At 72.6% G+C, this 12,035-nt stretch carries 14 protein-coding genes; 11 read left to right on the top strand and 3 right to left on the bottom strand.

What is annotated here, in order from left to right:
• The first annotated feature begins 126 nt into the window (after positions 1 to 126).
• Positions 127 to 1,074: an agmatinase gene (speB, locus tag OVN18_RS01855; protein ID WP_267781575.1), complete on the top strand. Its 948-nt coding sequence runs from the start codon at positions 127 to 129 to the stop codon at positions 1,072 to 1,074.
• An 80-nt stretch (positions 1,075 to 1,154) separates the two neighbouring features.
• Here speB and OVN18_RS01850 read toward each other — a convergent pair whose 3' ends face one another.
• Positions 1,155 to 1,400 carry a DUF6458 family protein gene (locus OVN18_RS01850; protein WP_267737845.1) on the bottom strand — a complete coding sequence of 82 codons (246 nt, stop codon included), beginning with the start codon at positions 1,398 to 1,400 and terminating at the stop codon, positions 1,155 to 1,157.
• A 187-nt stretch (positions 1,401 to 1,587) separates the two neighbouring features.
• Here OVN18_RS01850 and OVN18_RS01845 point away from each other — a divergent pair, with 187 nt between their 5' ends.
• From OVN18_RS01845 to OVN18_RS01815, 7 genes are all read left to right on the top strand, one after another.
• A complete protein-coding gene (locus OVN18_RS01845) occupies positions 1,588 to 2,640 on the top strand; it encodes a 3-isopropylmalate dehydrogenase (protein ID WP_267781573.1) in 1,053 nt (350 codons plus the stop codon).
• A gap of 141 nt (positions 2,641 to 2,781) precedes the next feature.
• The gene (locus tag OVN18_RS01840) at positions 2,782 to 3,888 is read left to right on the top strand and encodes a branched-chain amino acid aminotransferase (protein WP_407666076.1); all 1,107 of its coding nucleotides are present in this window, start codon (positions 2,782 to 2,784) and stop codon (positions 3,886 to 3,888) included.
• Positions 3,881 to 4,306: a DUF6113 family protein gene (locus OVN18_RS01835; protein ID WP_267781572.1), complete on the top strand. Its 426-nt coding sequence runs from the start codon at positions 3,881 to 3,883 to the stop codon at positions 4,304 to 4,306. The genes OVN18_RS01840 and OVN18_RS01835 overlap by 8 nt, the downstream gene beginning before the upstream one ends.
• Entirely contained in the window at positions 4,303 to 4,620 is a 318-nt protein-coding gene (gene fdxA / locus OVN18_RS01830) for a ferredoxin (protein ID WP_168916217.1), read from the top strand. The genes OVN18_RS01835 and fdxA overlap by 4 nt, the downstream gene beginning before the upstream one ends.
• 13 nt (positions 4,621 to 4,633) lie before the next feature.
• Positions 4,634 to 5,758, top strand: a complete 1,125-nt coding sequence (gene dapC, locus OVN18_RS01825) for a succinyldiaminopimelate transaminase (protein WP_267781570.1) — start codon at positions 4,634 to 4,636, stop codon at positions 5,756 to 5,758.
• Between the two features lie 190 nt (positions 5,759 to 5,948).
• Positions 5,949 to 7,232, top strand: coding sequence for a citrate synthase (locus tag OVN18_RS01820; RefSeq protein ID WP_267737840.1), 1,284 nt, complete (start codon positions 5,949 to 5,951; stop codon positions 7,230 to 7,232).
• A 754-nt stretch (positions 7,233 to 7,986) separates the two neighbouring features.
• Positions 7,987 to 8,418, top strand: coding sequence for a nuclear transport factor 2 family protein (locus tag OVN18_RS01815; RefSeq protein WP_267781569.1), 432 nt, complete (start codon positions 7,987 to 7,989; stop codon positions 8,416 to 8,418).
• 45 nt (positions 8,419 to 8,463) lie between these two features.
• Here OVN18_RS01815 and dapD read toward each other — a convergent pair whose 3' ends face one another.
• Positions 8,464 to 9,429 carry a 2,3,4,5-tetrahydropyridine-2,6-dicarboxylate N-succinyltransferase gene (gene dapD, locus OVN18_RS01810; protein ID WP_267781567.1) on the bottom strand — a complete coding sequence of 322 codons (966 nt, stop codon included), beginning with the start codon at positions 9,427 to 9,429 and terminating at the stop codon, positions 8,464 to 8,466.
• Positions 9,430 to 9,468: 39 nt separating this feature from the next.
• Between dapD and dapE the strand changes: the two genes are divergently transcribed.
• A complete protein-coding gene (dapE, locus tag OVN18_RS01805; RefSeq protein WP_267781566.1) occupies positions 9,469 to 10,566 on the top strand; it encodes a succinyl-diaminopimelate desuccinylase in 1,098 nt (365 codons plus the stop codon).
• A 90-nt stretch (positions 10,567 to 10,656) separates the two neighbouring features.
• Positions 10,657 to 10,824, top strand: coding sequence for a DUF3117 domain-containing protein (locus OVN18_RS01800; RefSeq protein ID WP_168916213.1), 168 nt, complete (start codon positions 10,657 to 10,659; stop codon positions 10,822 to 10,824).
• Positions 10,825 to 10,943: 119 nt separating this feature from the next.
• Here OVN18_RS01800 and OVN18_RS01795 read toward each other — a convergent pair whose 3' ends face one another.
• On the bottom strand, positions 10,944 to 11,576 hold the full coding sequence (locus tag OVN18_RS01795; protein WP_267737836.1) for an O-methyltransferase: 633 nt from the start codon (positions 11,574 to 11,576) through the stop codon (positions 10,944 to 10,946).
• A gap of 64 nt (positions 11,577 to 11,640) precedes the next feature.
• Here OVN18_RS01795 and OVN18_RS01790 point away from each other — a divergent pair, with 64 nt between their 5' ends.
• Complete coding sequence (locus tag OVN18_RS01790) at positions 11,641 to 12,021, top strand: sec-independent translocase (RefSeq protein WP_267737835.1); 381 nt, start codon at positions 11,641 to 11,643, stop codon at positions 12,019 to 12,021.
• Positions 12,022 to 12,035: the final 14 nt, after the last annotated feature.

Raw genomic sequence — 12,035 nt, 5'->3', positions numbered from 1 at the left:
GGTCCCGTACTGGGGGACAGACTATTCGCTCACCGCTCATGTTCACCATGGGACAACATTTGGATACCTGCAGTGACTAATCTGGAGCGACCGCGACGCACGGGCGCCGCGAGAAGAGGAGCCGGGATGACCACCGAGCCCGTCGGCCCCGCCGATGCCAGCACGCGACCGCGCTACACCGACATCGCCACCTTCGCGCGCCTGCCGCGCCTCGACCAGGTCGAGCGCGCGGACATCGCCGTCGTCGGCGTGCCCTTCGACTCGGGCGTGAGCTACCGGCCCGGCGCGCGCTTCGGGCCCGCGCACGTGCGCGAGGCCTCGCGGCTGCTGCGGCCCTACAACCCCGCGCAGGACGTCTCGCCCTTCGCGAACCAGCAGGTCGTCGACGCGGGCGACATCGCCGCGAACCCCTTCGACATCGCCGAGGCCGTCACCGCCATCGAGCGCGCGGCGCGCGAGCTCACCGCCGACGGCGCGCGCCTCGTGACGATCGGCGGCGACCACACCATCGCGCTGCCGCTGCTGCGGGTCGCGGCCGAGCGCGCGGGCGGTCCCGTCGCCGTCGTGCACTTCGATGCGCACCTCGACACCTGGGACACCTACTTCGGCGCGCCCGTGACGCACGGCACCCCGTTCCGCCGCGCGAGCGAGGAGGGGCTCATCGACACGACCGCGAGCCTGCACGTCGGCATCCGCGGGCCGCTCTACAGCCGGCAGGATCTGCGCGACGACGAGCGCCTCGGCTTCGCCGTCATCACCTCCGACGACCTGCAGGACGAGGGTCTGCCGCGCGCAATCGAGCGCATGCGCGCCCGTCTGGGGGATGCCCCGGTGTACGTCTCGATCGACATCGACGTGCTCGATCCCGCGCACGCCCCGGGCACCGGCACGCCGGAGGCGGGCGGCATGACGAGCCGCGAGCTGCTCGGCATGGTGCGCGCCCTCGCCGAGCACCGCTTCGTCGGCGCCGACGTCGTCGAGGTCGCCCCCGCCTACGACCACGCGCAGCTCACCGCGGTCGCCGCCTCGCACGTGGCCTACGAGCTCATCTCGGCGATGGCGCCGCGCGGCTGACGATCCGGCCGCGCGAGCCCGCTCATGCGAACGGCGCCGCACCCCTGACGGGGGCGGCGCCGTTCGGCGTTCGAGGAGCTCTAGAGGACGTCCGACTCGCGGCGCGTGACGCTCTCGCCGCTGACGGGGTCGGTGCGACGGTGCTCGGTGGTGATCGCCGAGCGGCGTCGCGCCATGAGGCCGATGCCGATGATGACGGTCACGAGACCGGCCGCCATCAGGATGTACCCGATGACGTCCAGGTTGACCACATCGACGCTGACGTTCACGGCGAAGGCCAGGATGGCGCCCACCGCGAACAGGAAGATTCCGAAACCGATGCTCATAGGGGGAGCTCCTTTCGATTCAGTGCGTCACTTTAGCGTTTCCTGTGTATCCGGCGGTAGTGCCCGTCTCCGCGCATCGGCGCGCAACGGGTAGCCTGAAGGCCTGCAGGGCCCGGGACTCCGGGCATGCGCCCTCCAGCCTGAGATTCCGCTGGATGCCCTTCCCACCCCCGCGAGAGGCCCCGCTATGACCCGCACCATCGACCTGGCCGTCATCCTCGGCGACGGCATCGGCCCGGAGGTCGTGGCCGAGGCGCTCAAGGTGCTGCACGCGGCGGTCGACGGCGAGGCCGTCGTGCGCGAGACCCGCTACCCGCTCGGAGCGGGGCACTACCTCGCGACGGGCGAGATCCTCTCGGAGGACACGCTCGCCGCCCTCGGGCAGCACGAGGCGATCCTGCTCGGGGCGGTCGGCGGCGATCCGCGCGATCCGCGCCTGGCGGGCGGCATCATCGAGCGCGGGCTGCTGCTGCGCCTGCGCTTCGCGCTCGACCACCACGTCAATCTGCGCCCGACGCGCATCCTGCCCGGGGTCGCCAGCCCGCTCGCGAACCCCGGCGAGGTCGACTTCGTCGTCGTGCGCGAGGGCACCGAGGGGCCCTACGTCGGCAACGGCGGCAGCATCCGGGTGGGCACCCCGCACGAGATCGCGAACGAGACGAGCGTCAACACCGCCTACGGCGTCGAGCGCGTCGTGCGCTTCGCCTTCGCGCAGGCCGTCGCCCGCCGCGGGCGCCTGACGCTCGTGCACAAGACCAACGTGCTCGTCAACGCCGGTGCGCTCTGGCAGCGCACCGTCGACCGCGTCGCCGCGGAGTTCCCGCAGGTGGCCGTCGACTACCTGCACGTCGACGCCGCGACGATCTTCCTCGTCACCGATCCGGCCCGCTTCGACGTCATCGTCACCGACAACCTCTTCGGCGACATCCTCACCGACCTCGCCGCCGCCATCAGCGGCGGCATCGGCCTCGCGGCCTCGGGCAACCTCAACCCCTCTGGCGCCTTCCCCAGCATGTTCGAGCCCGTCCACGGCTCGGCCCCCGACATCGCGGGGCAGCAGAAGGCCGACCCCACCGCGGCGATCCTGTCGGTGGCGCTGCTGCTCGAGCAGACGGGGCTGGCGTCCGCCGCCGCGCGCATCGAGCGCGCGGTCGCCGCCGACCTCGCCGCTCGCGGCGGGGCGCGTCGCACCACCGCCGAGGTGGGCGACGCGATCGTCGCCGCGCTCGGCACGGTCTGACGCGCGGCGGCCCGCGCCCACCCGGCGCCGCGCCCCCGGAACCCCGCGACCCGCGGGGAGTACCCTGAACCCACACTCCACCGGCGGGGAGCATCCCCGCACCGGCGACCCTCGAGGACGACCATGACGATCCCCCTGCAGATGGCCTCTCAGAGCCTGATGTTCCAGACGCTGCGCTCCGAGAACCCGACCTCGGCCGAGGAGCGCGCGGCGATCCTCGCCGACCCCGGCTTCGGCAAGCACTTCACCGATCACATGGTCGACATCTGCTGGAGCGAGCGCGGCGGCTGGCACCGCCCCCGCGTGCAGCCCTACGGTCCGATCGCGCTCGACCCCTCCGCCGCCGTCCTGCACTACGGGCAGGAGATCTTCGAGGGCCTCAAGGCCTACCGCCACGCCGACGGCAGCATCTGGGGCTTCCGGCCCGACGCCAACGCGCGCCGACTGCAGCGCTCCGCCCGCCGCATGGCGCTGCCCGAGCTGCCCACCGAGCACTTCCTCGAATCGATCCGCCGTCTCATCGCGGTCGACGGCGACTGGGTGCCCAGCGCCCCCGAGACGAGCCTGTACCTGCGGCCCTTCATGTTCGCCAAGGAGGCCTTCCTCGGCGTGCGCCCGGCCAACAAGGTCAACTACTACGTCATCGCCTCCCCGGCCGGCGCCTACTTCAGCGGCGGCGTCAGCCCCGTGTCGATCTGGCTCTCGACCGAGTACTCCCGCGCCGGCAAGGGCGGCACGGGCGCGGCGAAGACCGGCGGCAACTACGCCGCCTCCCTCGTGGCGCAGGCCGAGGCCGCCGAGCACGGCTGCCAGCAGGTGCTGTTCCTCGACTCGGTCGAGGGCGTCTGGCTCGAGGAGCTCGGCGGCATGAACGTGGTGCTCGTGCGCAAGGACGGCACCCTCATCACCCCGCACAGCGACTCCATCCTCGAGGGCATCACGCGCGACTCGATCCTGCAGCTCGCCGAGGATCGCGGGCACCGCGTCGAGCGCCGCCAGGTCTCGCTGCAGGAGTGGCGCGACGGCGTCGCGAGCGGCGACATCGTCGAGGCCTTCGCCTGCGGCACCGCGGCCGTCGTCACGCCGATCGGCCTGCTCAAGGGCGTCGTCGACGGCGAGAGCTTCGAGATCGGCTCGGCCGACGCCGCGCCCGGCGCGCTGACCATGTCGCTCCGCGAGGAGCTGACCGACATCCAGTACGGCCGCCGCCCCGATCCGCACGGGTGGATGCTCCGCCTCGATGCCTGAGCCCCGCCCCATCGCACTGCTCGGGCGGGCGGGCTCCACGGCGCTCGCCGCGCTCGGCGGCGCCGTGCTCGGCCTCGTCGGCTCGTTCACCCACCAGTCGATCCCGCCGCTCGGGATCGTCATGGCGCTCGCCACGGCGGCGACGCTCCTGCTCGGAGTGCGCGCGACGACGCGCGGGCGCCTGCCGACCCTCGCCGCCGCGCTGCTGCTGGGCGGCGTCGTCGGCTGGCTCGCGATCCCCAGCCCGAGCGGCAGCGTGATCATCCCGGGCAACGCGCCGGGCTACGCCTGGATCCTGGGGCTCGGGATCATCGCCCTGCTCGTGCTCGCCTGGCCCGACGTTCAGCGGCCTCACCGCGCCGCGCCCACTAGCATCGAGACGACCCCCGAAGAAGATAAGGACAGGACCGCGCTGTGACCTACGTGATCGCCCTTCCCTGCGTCGATGTCAAGGATCGCGCCTGCATCGACGAGTGCCCTGTCGACTGCATCTACGAGGGCGACCGGATGCTCTACATCCACCCCGACGAGTGCGTCGACTGCGGCGCCTGCGAGCCCGTGTGCCCCGTCGAGGCGATCTACTACGAGGACGACCTGCCCGAGCAGTGGAGCGACTACTACACCGCGAACGTCGAGTTCTTCCAGGAGATCGGCTCGCCCGGCGGAGCGGCGAAGGTCGGGGTCATCCACTCCGATCACGCGGTGATCACCGCGCTGCCGCCGCAGGCGTAGTCCCTCTCGACCCGTGGCGCTGCAGCTTCCCGACTTCCCCTGGGACTCGCTCGCCCCGTTCGCGGCGCGGGCGCGCGAGCATCCCGACGGGATCGTCGACCTCTCGGTCGGCTCGCCCGTCGATGCGACCCCCGATGTCGTGCGCGAGGCCCTCGTGGCCGCGACCGACGCCCACGCCTACCCGCAGACGATGGGCACGCCCGCGCTGCGCGAGGCGATCGTCCGCTGGTTCCTGCGCCGCCGCGGCGTGACGCTCGCCGGCCCCGATGCCGTGCTGCCGACGATCGGCTCGAAGGAGCTCGTCGCCCTGCTGCCGCTGCTGCTCGGCCTCGGGCGCGACGACGTCATCGTGCACCCGCGCACCGCCTACCCGACCTATGCCGTCGGCGCCGCGCTCATCGGGGCGCGCGCCGTCGCCGAGGACGACCCGGCGCGCTGGCCGGAGGGCACGAAGCTCGTCTGGCTCAACAGCCCGGGCAATCCCGACGGCGCCGTGCTCGGCGTCGAGCAGCTGCGATCCGCCGTGCGGCGGGCGCGCGAGCTCGGGGCCGTGATCGTCGACGACGAGTGCTACGCCGAGCTCGGCTGGGAGCCGGAGGGGTGGGCGCGCGACGACTCGGAGGTTCCCGAGCGCGTGCCGAGCATCCTGGCCCCCGAGGTCTGCGGCGACGATCACGCGGGCGTGCTCGCCGTCTACTCGCTCTCGAAGCAGTCGAACCTCGCCGGGTACCGCGCGGCCTTCGCGGCCGGTGACCCCGCCCTCATCGGCGCGCTGCTCGAGGCCCGCAAGCACGCAGGCCTCATCCCGCCCGCGCCCGTGCAGGCCGCGATGGTCGCCGCTCTCGACGACGAGGCCCACGTCGCCGAGCAGAGGAAGCGCTACCGCGCGCGACGGGATGCCCTGCGCACGGCTCTCGAGGGCGCGGGCTTCCGCATCGACCGCTCCGAGGCCGGGCTGTACCTGTGGGCGAGCCGCGACGAGCCGTGCTGGGCCACCGTGGAGCGGCTCGCCGCTCACGGGATCCTCGTCGCCCCCGGCTCCTTCTACGAGGGGGAGAGCTCGACCCACGTGCGGTTCGCGCTCACCGCGTCGGACGAGCGGATCGCCGCCGCCGTAGCACGTCTCGCGGCGTTCTGACCCTCGGCTGTCGGCCTTCACGAGGGGTTCTGGAGGCTCTCCACAAGGGCCGTCCCCACCTCTTGGCCGATGCGGTACTGGTCAGCGTTTGCGCCTAGGCTGTAACCGGGCACCCCCGCCCGGCGCCGCCACCTCGCGCGCCGCGGGCATCCCGCCACCACCCCCGACCACCCCTACGCGAGGAGGCGCAGTGAGCGACGCCGACAAGGCCACACTGCAGTTCCCTGGAGGAACAGCGGAGTTCCCGATCCTGCAGAGCGTCGACGGCGCATCCAGCATCGACCTCTCGACCCTCACGAAGCAGACCGGCTACACGGCCCTCGACTACGGCTTCGTGAACACCTCGGCGACCAAGAGCGCCATCACCTACATCGACGGCGAGAAGGGCGTGCTGCGCTACCGCGGCTACGCCATCGAGGACGTCGCGGCGAACTCGAGCTTCCTCGAGGTCGCGTGGCTGCTCATCTACGGCGAGCTGCCGACGCCGGCCGAGCTCGCGGCGTTCGACGAGCGCGTGCGCCGCCACACGCTGCTGCACGAGGACCTCAAGCGCTTCTTCGACTCGCTGCCGCACAACGCGCACCCCATGTCGGTGCTCTCGAGCGCCGTCAGCGCCCTGTCGACCTACTACGGCGACTCGCTCGACCCGCACGACCCCGAGCAGGTCGAGATCTCGACCATTCGCCTGCTGGCGAAGCTGCCCGTCATCGCGGCCTACGCGCACAAGAAGTCGGTCGGTCAGGCGTTCCTGTACCCCGACAACTCGCTGAGCTTCGTCGACAACTTCCTGCGCCTCAACTTCGGCACCATGGCCGAGCCGTACCAGGTGAACCCCGTGCTCTCGACGGCGCTCGAGCGGCTGCTCATCCTGCACGAGGACCACGAGCAGAACGCCTCCACCTCGACGGTGCGCCTCGTCGGCTCGACCGAGGCCAACATGTTCGCCTCGATCTCGGCCGGCATCAACGCCCTCTCCGGCCCCCTGCACGGCGGCGCCAACGAGTCGGTGCTGACGATGCTCGGCCGCATCCGCGACAGCGGCGAGAGCGTCGAGCGCTTCGTCGAGCGGGTGAAGAACAAGGAGGACGGCATCAAGCTCATGGGCTTCGGCCACCGGGTCTACAAGTCGTACGACCCGCGCGCCAAGCTCGTGAAGGAGAGCGCCGACGCCGTGCTCGCCGACCTCGGCATCAGCGACCCGCTGCTCGACATCGCGCGCGAGCTGGAGCAGATCGCCCTCGACGACGACTACTTCAAGGAGCGCCGTCTCTACCCGAACGTCGACTTCTACACGGGCGTCATCTACAAGGCGATGGGCTTCCCGACCCGCATGTTCACGGTGCTCTTCGCCATCGGCCGCCTGCCCGGCTGGATCGCCCACTGGCGCGAGATGAACTCCGACCCGCAGACGAAGATCGGCCGCCCCCAGCAGCTCTACATCGGCTCGGCCGCCCGCGACTGGCCGCAGCGCTAGCGCTCGCGCCGCCCGATCGCATCGTCTCGAACCCCCGCTCGCCGTTCCGGCCGGCGGGGGTTCGTCGTCTCTGCACCCCCCCAGAGGGCGGGATGCCCGCCACCGGCTCCACGCGCTGCGTGCGGCCGCGTGCGGCCGCGCGCCCACCCCGCTGGCCGTGCCGGTGCTCCGCGCTCGGCTCCCGGCTCTCGCCTCCCGCGCTCACCGTCGTCCCGGCTCCCGGCTCCCGGCTCCCGGCTCCGGGCTCCCGCGCTCACCGTCGTCCCGGCTCCCGCGCTCGCTGTCGTCCCGTGCCGCGACCGGTCGGGAGCGAGCCCGGATTGCCCAGCTCCTCCGGTCTGCCTGATCCCTCCGGCCGGCCCGTCCCATCCGGTCGGCCGTCCCCGCCGGTCTGCCCGTCCCCGCCGGTCGGCCCCTCCCCGCCGGTCGGCCCGTCCGGTCCGCGCCGCCCCTCCAGTCGGCCCGGCCCCTCCGGCCCTTCCACAACTGCGGAACGGGTGAGAGCGATTCGCCTGATCCGTAGTTGTGGAAGGAGCTCAAGGACGCGGTCCAGCCCGGGAAGGACCGCGCCTGCCGGTCCGCGCTCGATCCACGCGCTCCGCCTGCCGGTCCGCGCTCGATCCACGCGCCCCGCCTGCCGGTCCGCGCTCGATCCGCGGCCCGCACCTGCCGAGCCGTGCTCGATCCGCGGACCCCGCCTTCCGGTTCGCACTCGATCCACCGATCGGCGTCGCCGGCCCGGTACCGTGCCCGAATGGACCAGGACGCCTTGACCGACGCCCCCACCGACGCCGTCATCACCGCGGAGCGCGCGCTGCTCGACCCCGCGACCCGGTCCGACCGATCGCGGGTGGCGGCCCTCCTCGACGACGACTTCCGCGAGATCGGCGCATCGGGTCGCCTCTTCGATCGTGCAGCGATCATCGATGCCCTCGCGGCCGAGCGTCCCGCGCCGGCAGACGGTCCCGCGCCCGAAGCCGTGCCCGCGCCGATACCTGCGCCGATCCCCGTTCACCGTGAGCTCGACGAGCTCGTCGCGACGCGGATCGCCGACGACCTCGTGCTGCTCACCTATCGCCTGCGGGGGCCCGGGGGCGTCTCCCGACGATCCTCGCTCTGGCGGCTCACCGCGCAGGGCCCGCGCATCGCGTTCCACCAGGGCACTCCGGCGCCCGACGAGGCCTGAGCCGGTGATCCGGGGTGCCCGTGCCGGGCATCCCTCGGGCGCGACCTACGCGTGCAGGGCCTCGTTGAGCTGCACCCCCGCACCCGTGCGGGGCAGCACCTCGACCGCTCCGGTGAGCGAGTTGCGGCGGAACAGCAGCCCCGCGACCCCCGACAGCTGGGCGGCCTTCACCGTGCGGGGCGCCCCGTCGTCGTCGAGGGAGCCGTCGAGCACGACGACCTTCGTTCCGGCGGTGACGTAGAGCCCCGCCTCGACGACCGAGTCGTCGCCGATCGAGATGCCGATGCCCGAGTTGGCGCCGAGCAGCGCCCGCGCGCCGATGGCGACGCGGTGCGTGCCGCCGCCCGAGAGGGTGCCCATGATCGAGGCGCCGCCGCCGATGTCGCTGCCGTCGCCGACGACGACGCCCTGGCTGATGCGGCCCTCGACCATCGAGGCGCCGAGGGTTCCGGCGTTGAAGTTGACGAAGCCCTCGTGCATGACGGTCGTGCCGGGCGAGAGGTAGGCGCCGAGGCGCACGCGCGAGGCGTCGGCGATGCGCACGCGCGGCGGGGCCACGTAGTCGAGCAGCCGCGGGAACTTGTCGATGCCGAGCGGCGAGATGCCCGCCCGCTGCAGGGCGGGGCGGTGCGCGGCGAAGTCGTCGGGGTGCACGGGGCCGGCGGTCGTCCACATGACGATCGGCAGGTGGCCGAAGACGCCGTCGAGGTTCAGCCCGTTGGGCTCGATGAGGCGGTGCGAGAGCAGGTGCAGGCGCAGGTACGCGTCGGGGGTGGATGCCGGAGCCGCGTCGAGCGCGATCTCGACCGTGCGCACCTCGAGGCGCACGCCCCGGCGCTCGTCCTCCCCCTGCAGGTGCTCGATCTCGGCGGGCACGATGTGCGGATCCCGACCTGCGGGCAGCGTGCCGAGCGCGGGGGAGGGGTACCAGGTGTCGAGCACCTCGCCATCGGCGACGCGGACGGCGGCGAGGCCGTAGCCCCAGGCGTGAGCGGCAGCGTTCTCGGGCATGGCTCCAGGCTACCGGCGCGGCGAACTAGGCTCGATCAGGTGACCGAGCCCGAGCCCGCCGCGGCCTTCTCCCGAACCCTGCTCGCCGACCCCGTCGCGCTCACCGCGGCGCTCTGCGACATCCCGAGCGTCTCGGCCGATGAGCGCGCGATCGCCGACGCCATCGAGGCGACCCTGCGCGCGCACGCCCCGCACCTCGAGCTCGTGCGCGACGGCGATGCGATCGTCGCCCGCACGGCCCTCGGCCGCGCGCAGCGCGTCGTCATCGCCGGGCACATCGACACGGTTCCGATCAACGACAACCTGCCGACCCGCCTCGAGCAGGGCGTGCTGCACGGCCGCGGCACGGTCGACATGAAGGGCGGATGCGCGGTGCTGCTCGGTCTCGCCGTCGAGCTCGACGCCCCCGCGTACGACGTGACCTGGGTCTTCTACGACCACGAGGAGGTCTCGAGCGACCTCAACGGCCTCGGCCGCCTCGCCCGCACCCGGCCCGAGCTTCTCGAGGCCGACTTCGCCATCCTCGGCGAGCCCTCGAACGGCACCGTGGAGGGCGGCTGCAACGGCACCCTGCGCGTCGAGCTGCGCACGACGGGCCGCCGCGCCCACTCGGCGCGCGCCTGGAAGGGCGTCAACGCCATCCACGCCCTGCAGCCGGCCCTCGCGACGCTCGCGACCTACGAGCCGGCCACGGTCGAGGTCGACGGGCTCGCCTACCGCGAGGGCCTCAACGCCGTCGGCGTCACCGGGGGAGTGGCGGGCAACGTCATCCCCGACGCCGCCGTCATGGAGGTCAACTACCGATTCGCGCCCGACAAGAGCGCCGCCGAGGCCGAGCGGCTGATGCGCGAGCTCTTCGAGAGCGAGAGCATCGCGGTCGTCGTCACCGATGCGGCGGCGGGCGCCCGCCCCGGCCTGGATGCCCCGCTCGCGCAGCACTTCCTCGCGGCCGTCGGCGGCACCCCCGCTCCCAAGTACGGCTGGACGGACGTCGCCCGCTTCAGCGAGCTCGGCATCCCCGCGGTCAACTACGGGCCGGGCGATCCCTCGCTCGCGCACGCCGACGACGAGCGCGTCGAGGTGCAGCAGATCGTGGACTGCGCGCGGGGACTGCGCGCCTGGCTCGCCGCGGGCTGAGCATCCCCTCGTCGGGGTCGCCTCGATTTAGCGTCAGCGCATTCATAGCGGATAATGATCGAGGAGCTTTCATCGAAAGGGGAGACCACTATGGCCGCCATGAAGCCGAGGACCGGCGACGGACCGATGGAGGCTGTCAAGGAAGGACGCCTCATCATCGTGCGCGTTCCGCTGGAGGGCGGCGGCCGACTGGTCGTCTCCGTCAACGACGACGAGGCGCGAGAGCTGCACGGCGCTCTCGCTGCCGCCATCTCCTGACGACAGCATCATCCGCGACGAGCGGGGCCGGGCCTTCGGGCTCGGCCCCGCTCGGCCGTTAAGGCCCGTAGTTCTGCGGGATGCCCGGGCTCAGGCCGAGTGCGGCGGGATGCCCGGCCTCAGGCCGAGCGCTTGACGAGCTGCAGCAGGCCGTCGCCGACGGGCGAGAGCGCCACGTGCACGGCGTCGGAGGCGACGAGCTCGCCGATCACGCTGCGGAACTCCCGCGTGACCCCGTCGCGCTTCGCCGGGTCGGGCACGGTGTCGCGCCAGAGCGCGTGGGTGATGACGACGATGCCGCCGACGCGCACCAGGCGCAGGGCGTGCTCGAGGCTCTCGAGCAGCCCCTTCGGGTCGGCGTCCACGAGCACCACGTCGTAGCTGGCCTCGTTCATGCGGGGAAGCACGTCCATCGCGCGGCCCGTGATGAGGCGCACGCGCGAGGCGGGATGACCGGCGTCGGTGAAGAAGCGGCGCGCGCCGGCCTGGTGGTCGGCCTCGACGTCGATCGAGGTGAGGTGGGCGTGCGGCGCGCCGCGGAGCATCCACAGGCCGCTGACGCCCAGGCCGGTGCCGATCTCGATGATGCTCTGCGCGTCGATCGCGGCGGTCGCGAGGGCGAGATGCGCGCCCGTCGCGGGGCTGATCGGCTCGACCCCCTGCTCGAGCGAGTGCGCGCGCGCGGCGACGATCTCGTCGGGCTCGATCACCGACTCCTCGACGTACTTCCAGCTGAGTTCTTTCCCGGCCACGGCACTCTCCTTCGCGCTGCAAGCCTAGGGGCGGCGCTCGGGTTCGCCCGGCTATTCTGACCGGGTGTCCTTCGGTCTGACGTTCGAGAAGCTGCTGCTCATCGGGCTGATCGCCGTGCTCCTGATCGGGCCCGACCGCCTGCCCGGCTACGCCGCGCAGTTCGCGCGCCTCATCCGCTCGCTGCGCGACATGGCGAACGGGGCCAAGGAGCGCATGCGCGAGGAGATGGGCCCCGACTACGACGACGTCGACTGGAAGAAGCTCGACCCCCGTCAGTACGACCCGCGGCGCATCATCCGCGAGACCCTGCTGGAGGACGCGCCCGCGGTGAAGCCGACATCGGCGGCGGTCGTCTCGGCCCCGGTGCGCGAATCGGCGTACGCCCAGCGTCAGCGACTGCTGCGCGAGGGGCGTCCGGCGCCCTTCGACTCCGAAGCGACCTGAGTCGCGGCCGGCGG

The organism is Microcella daejeonensis, assembly GCF_026625045.1.
GTDB lineage: Bacteria > Actinomycetota > Actinomycetes > Actinomycetales > Microbacteriaceae > Microcella > Microcella daejeonensis.
Note: the sequence above shows the minus strand (reverse complement) of the source record. Positions and strands in the feature narration are given on the sequence as shown.

Excerpts from the sequence above, each read along its gene's own strand:
- OVN18_RS01840 (WP_407666076.1), top strand. The coding sequence starts at position 2,782 with ATGGCCTCTCAGAGCCTGATGTTCCAGACGCTGCGCTCCGAGAACCCG.
- OVN18_RS01845 (WP_267781573.1), top strand. The coding sequence starts at position 1,588 with ATGACCCGCACCATCGACCTGGCCGTCATCCTCGGCGACGGCATCGGC.
- OVN18_RS01815 (WP_267781569.1), top strand. The coding sequence starts at position 7,987 with ATGGACCAGGACGCCTTGACCGACGCCCCCACCGACGCCGTCATCACC.
- OVN18_RS01835 (WP_267781572.1), top strand. The coding sequence starts at position 3,881 with ATGCCTGAGCCCCGCCCCATCGCACTGCTCGGGCGGGCGGGCTCCACG.
- speB (WP_267781575.1), top strand. The coding sequence starts at position 127 with ATGACCACCGAGCCCGTCGGCCCCGCCGATGCCAGCACGCGACCGCGC.
- dapD (WP_267781567.1), bottom strand. The coding sequence starts at position 9,429 with ATGCCCGAGAACGCTGCCGCTCACGCCTGGGGCTACGGCCTCGCCGCC.
- OVN18_RS01850 (WP_267737845.1), bottom strand. The coding sequence starts at position 1,400 with ATGAGCATCGGTTTCGGAATCTTCCTGTTCGCGGTGGGCGCCATCCTG.
- OVN18_RS01800 (WP_168916213.1), top strand. The coding sequence starts at position 10,657 with ATGGCCGCCATGAAGCCGAGGACCGGCGACGGACCGATGGAGGCTGTC.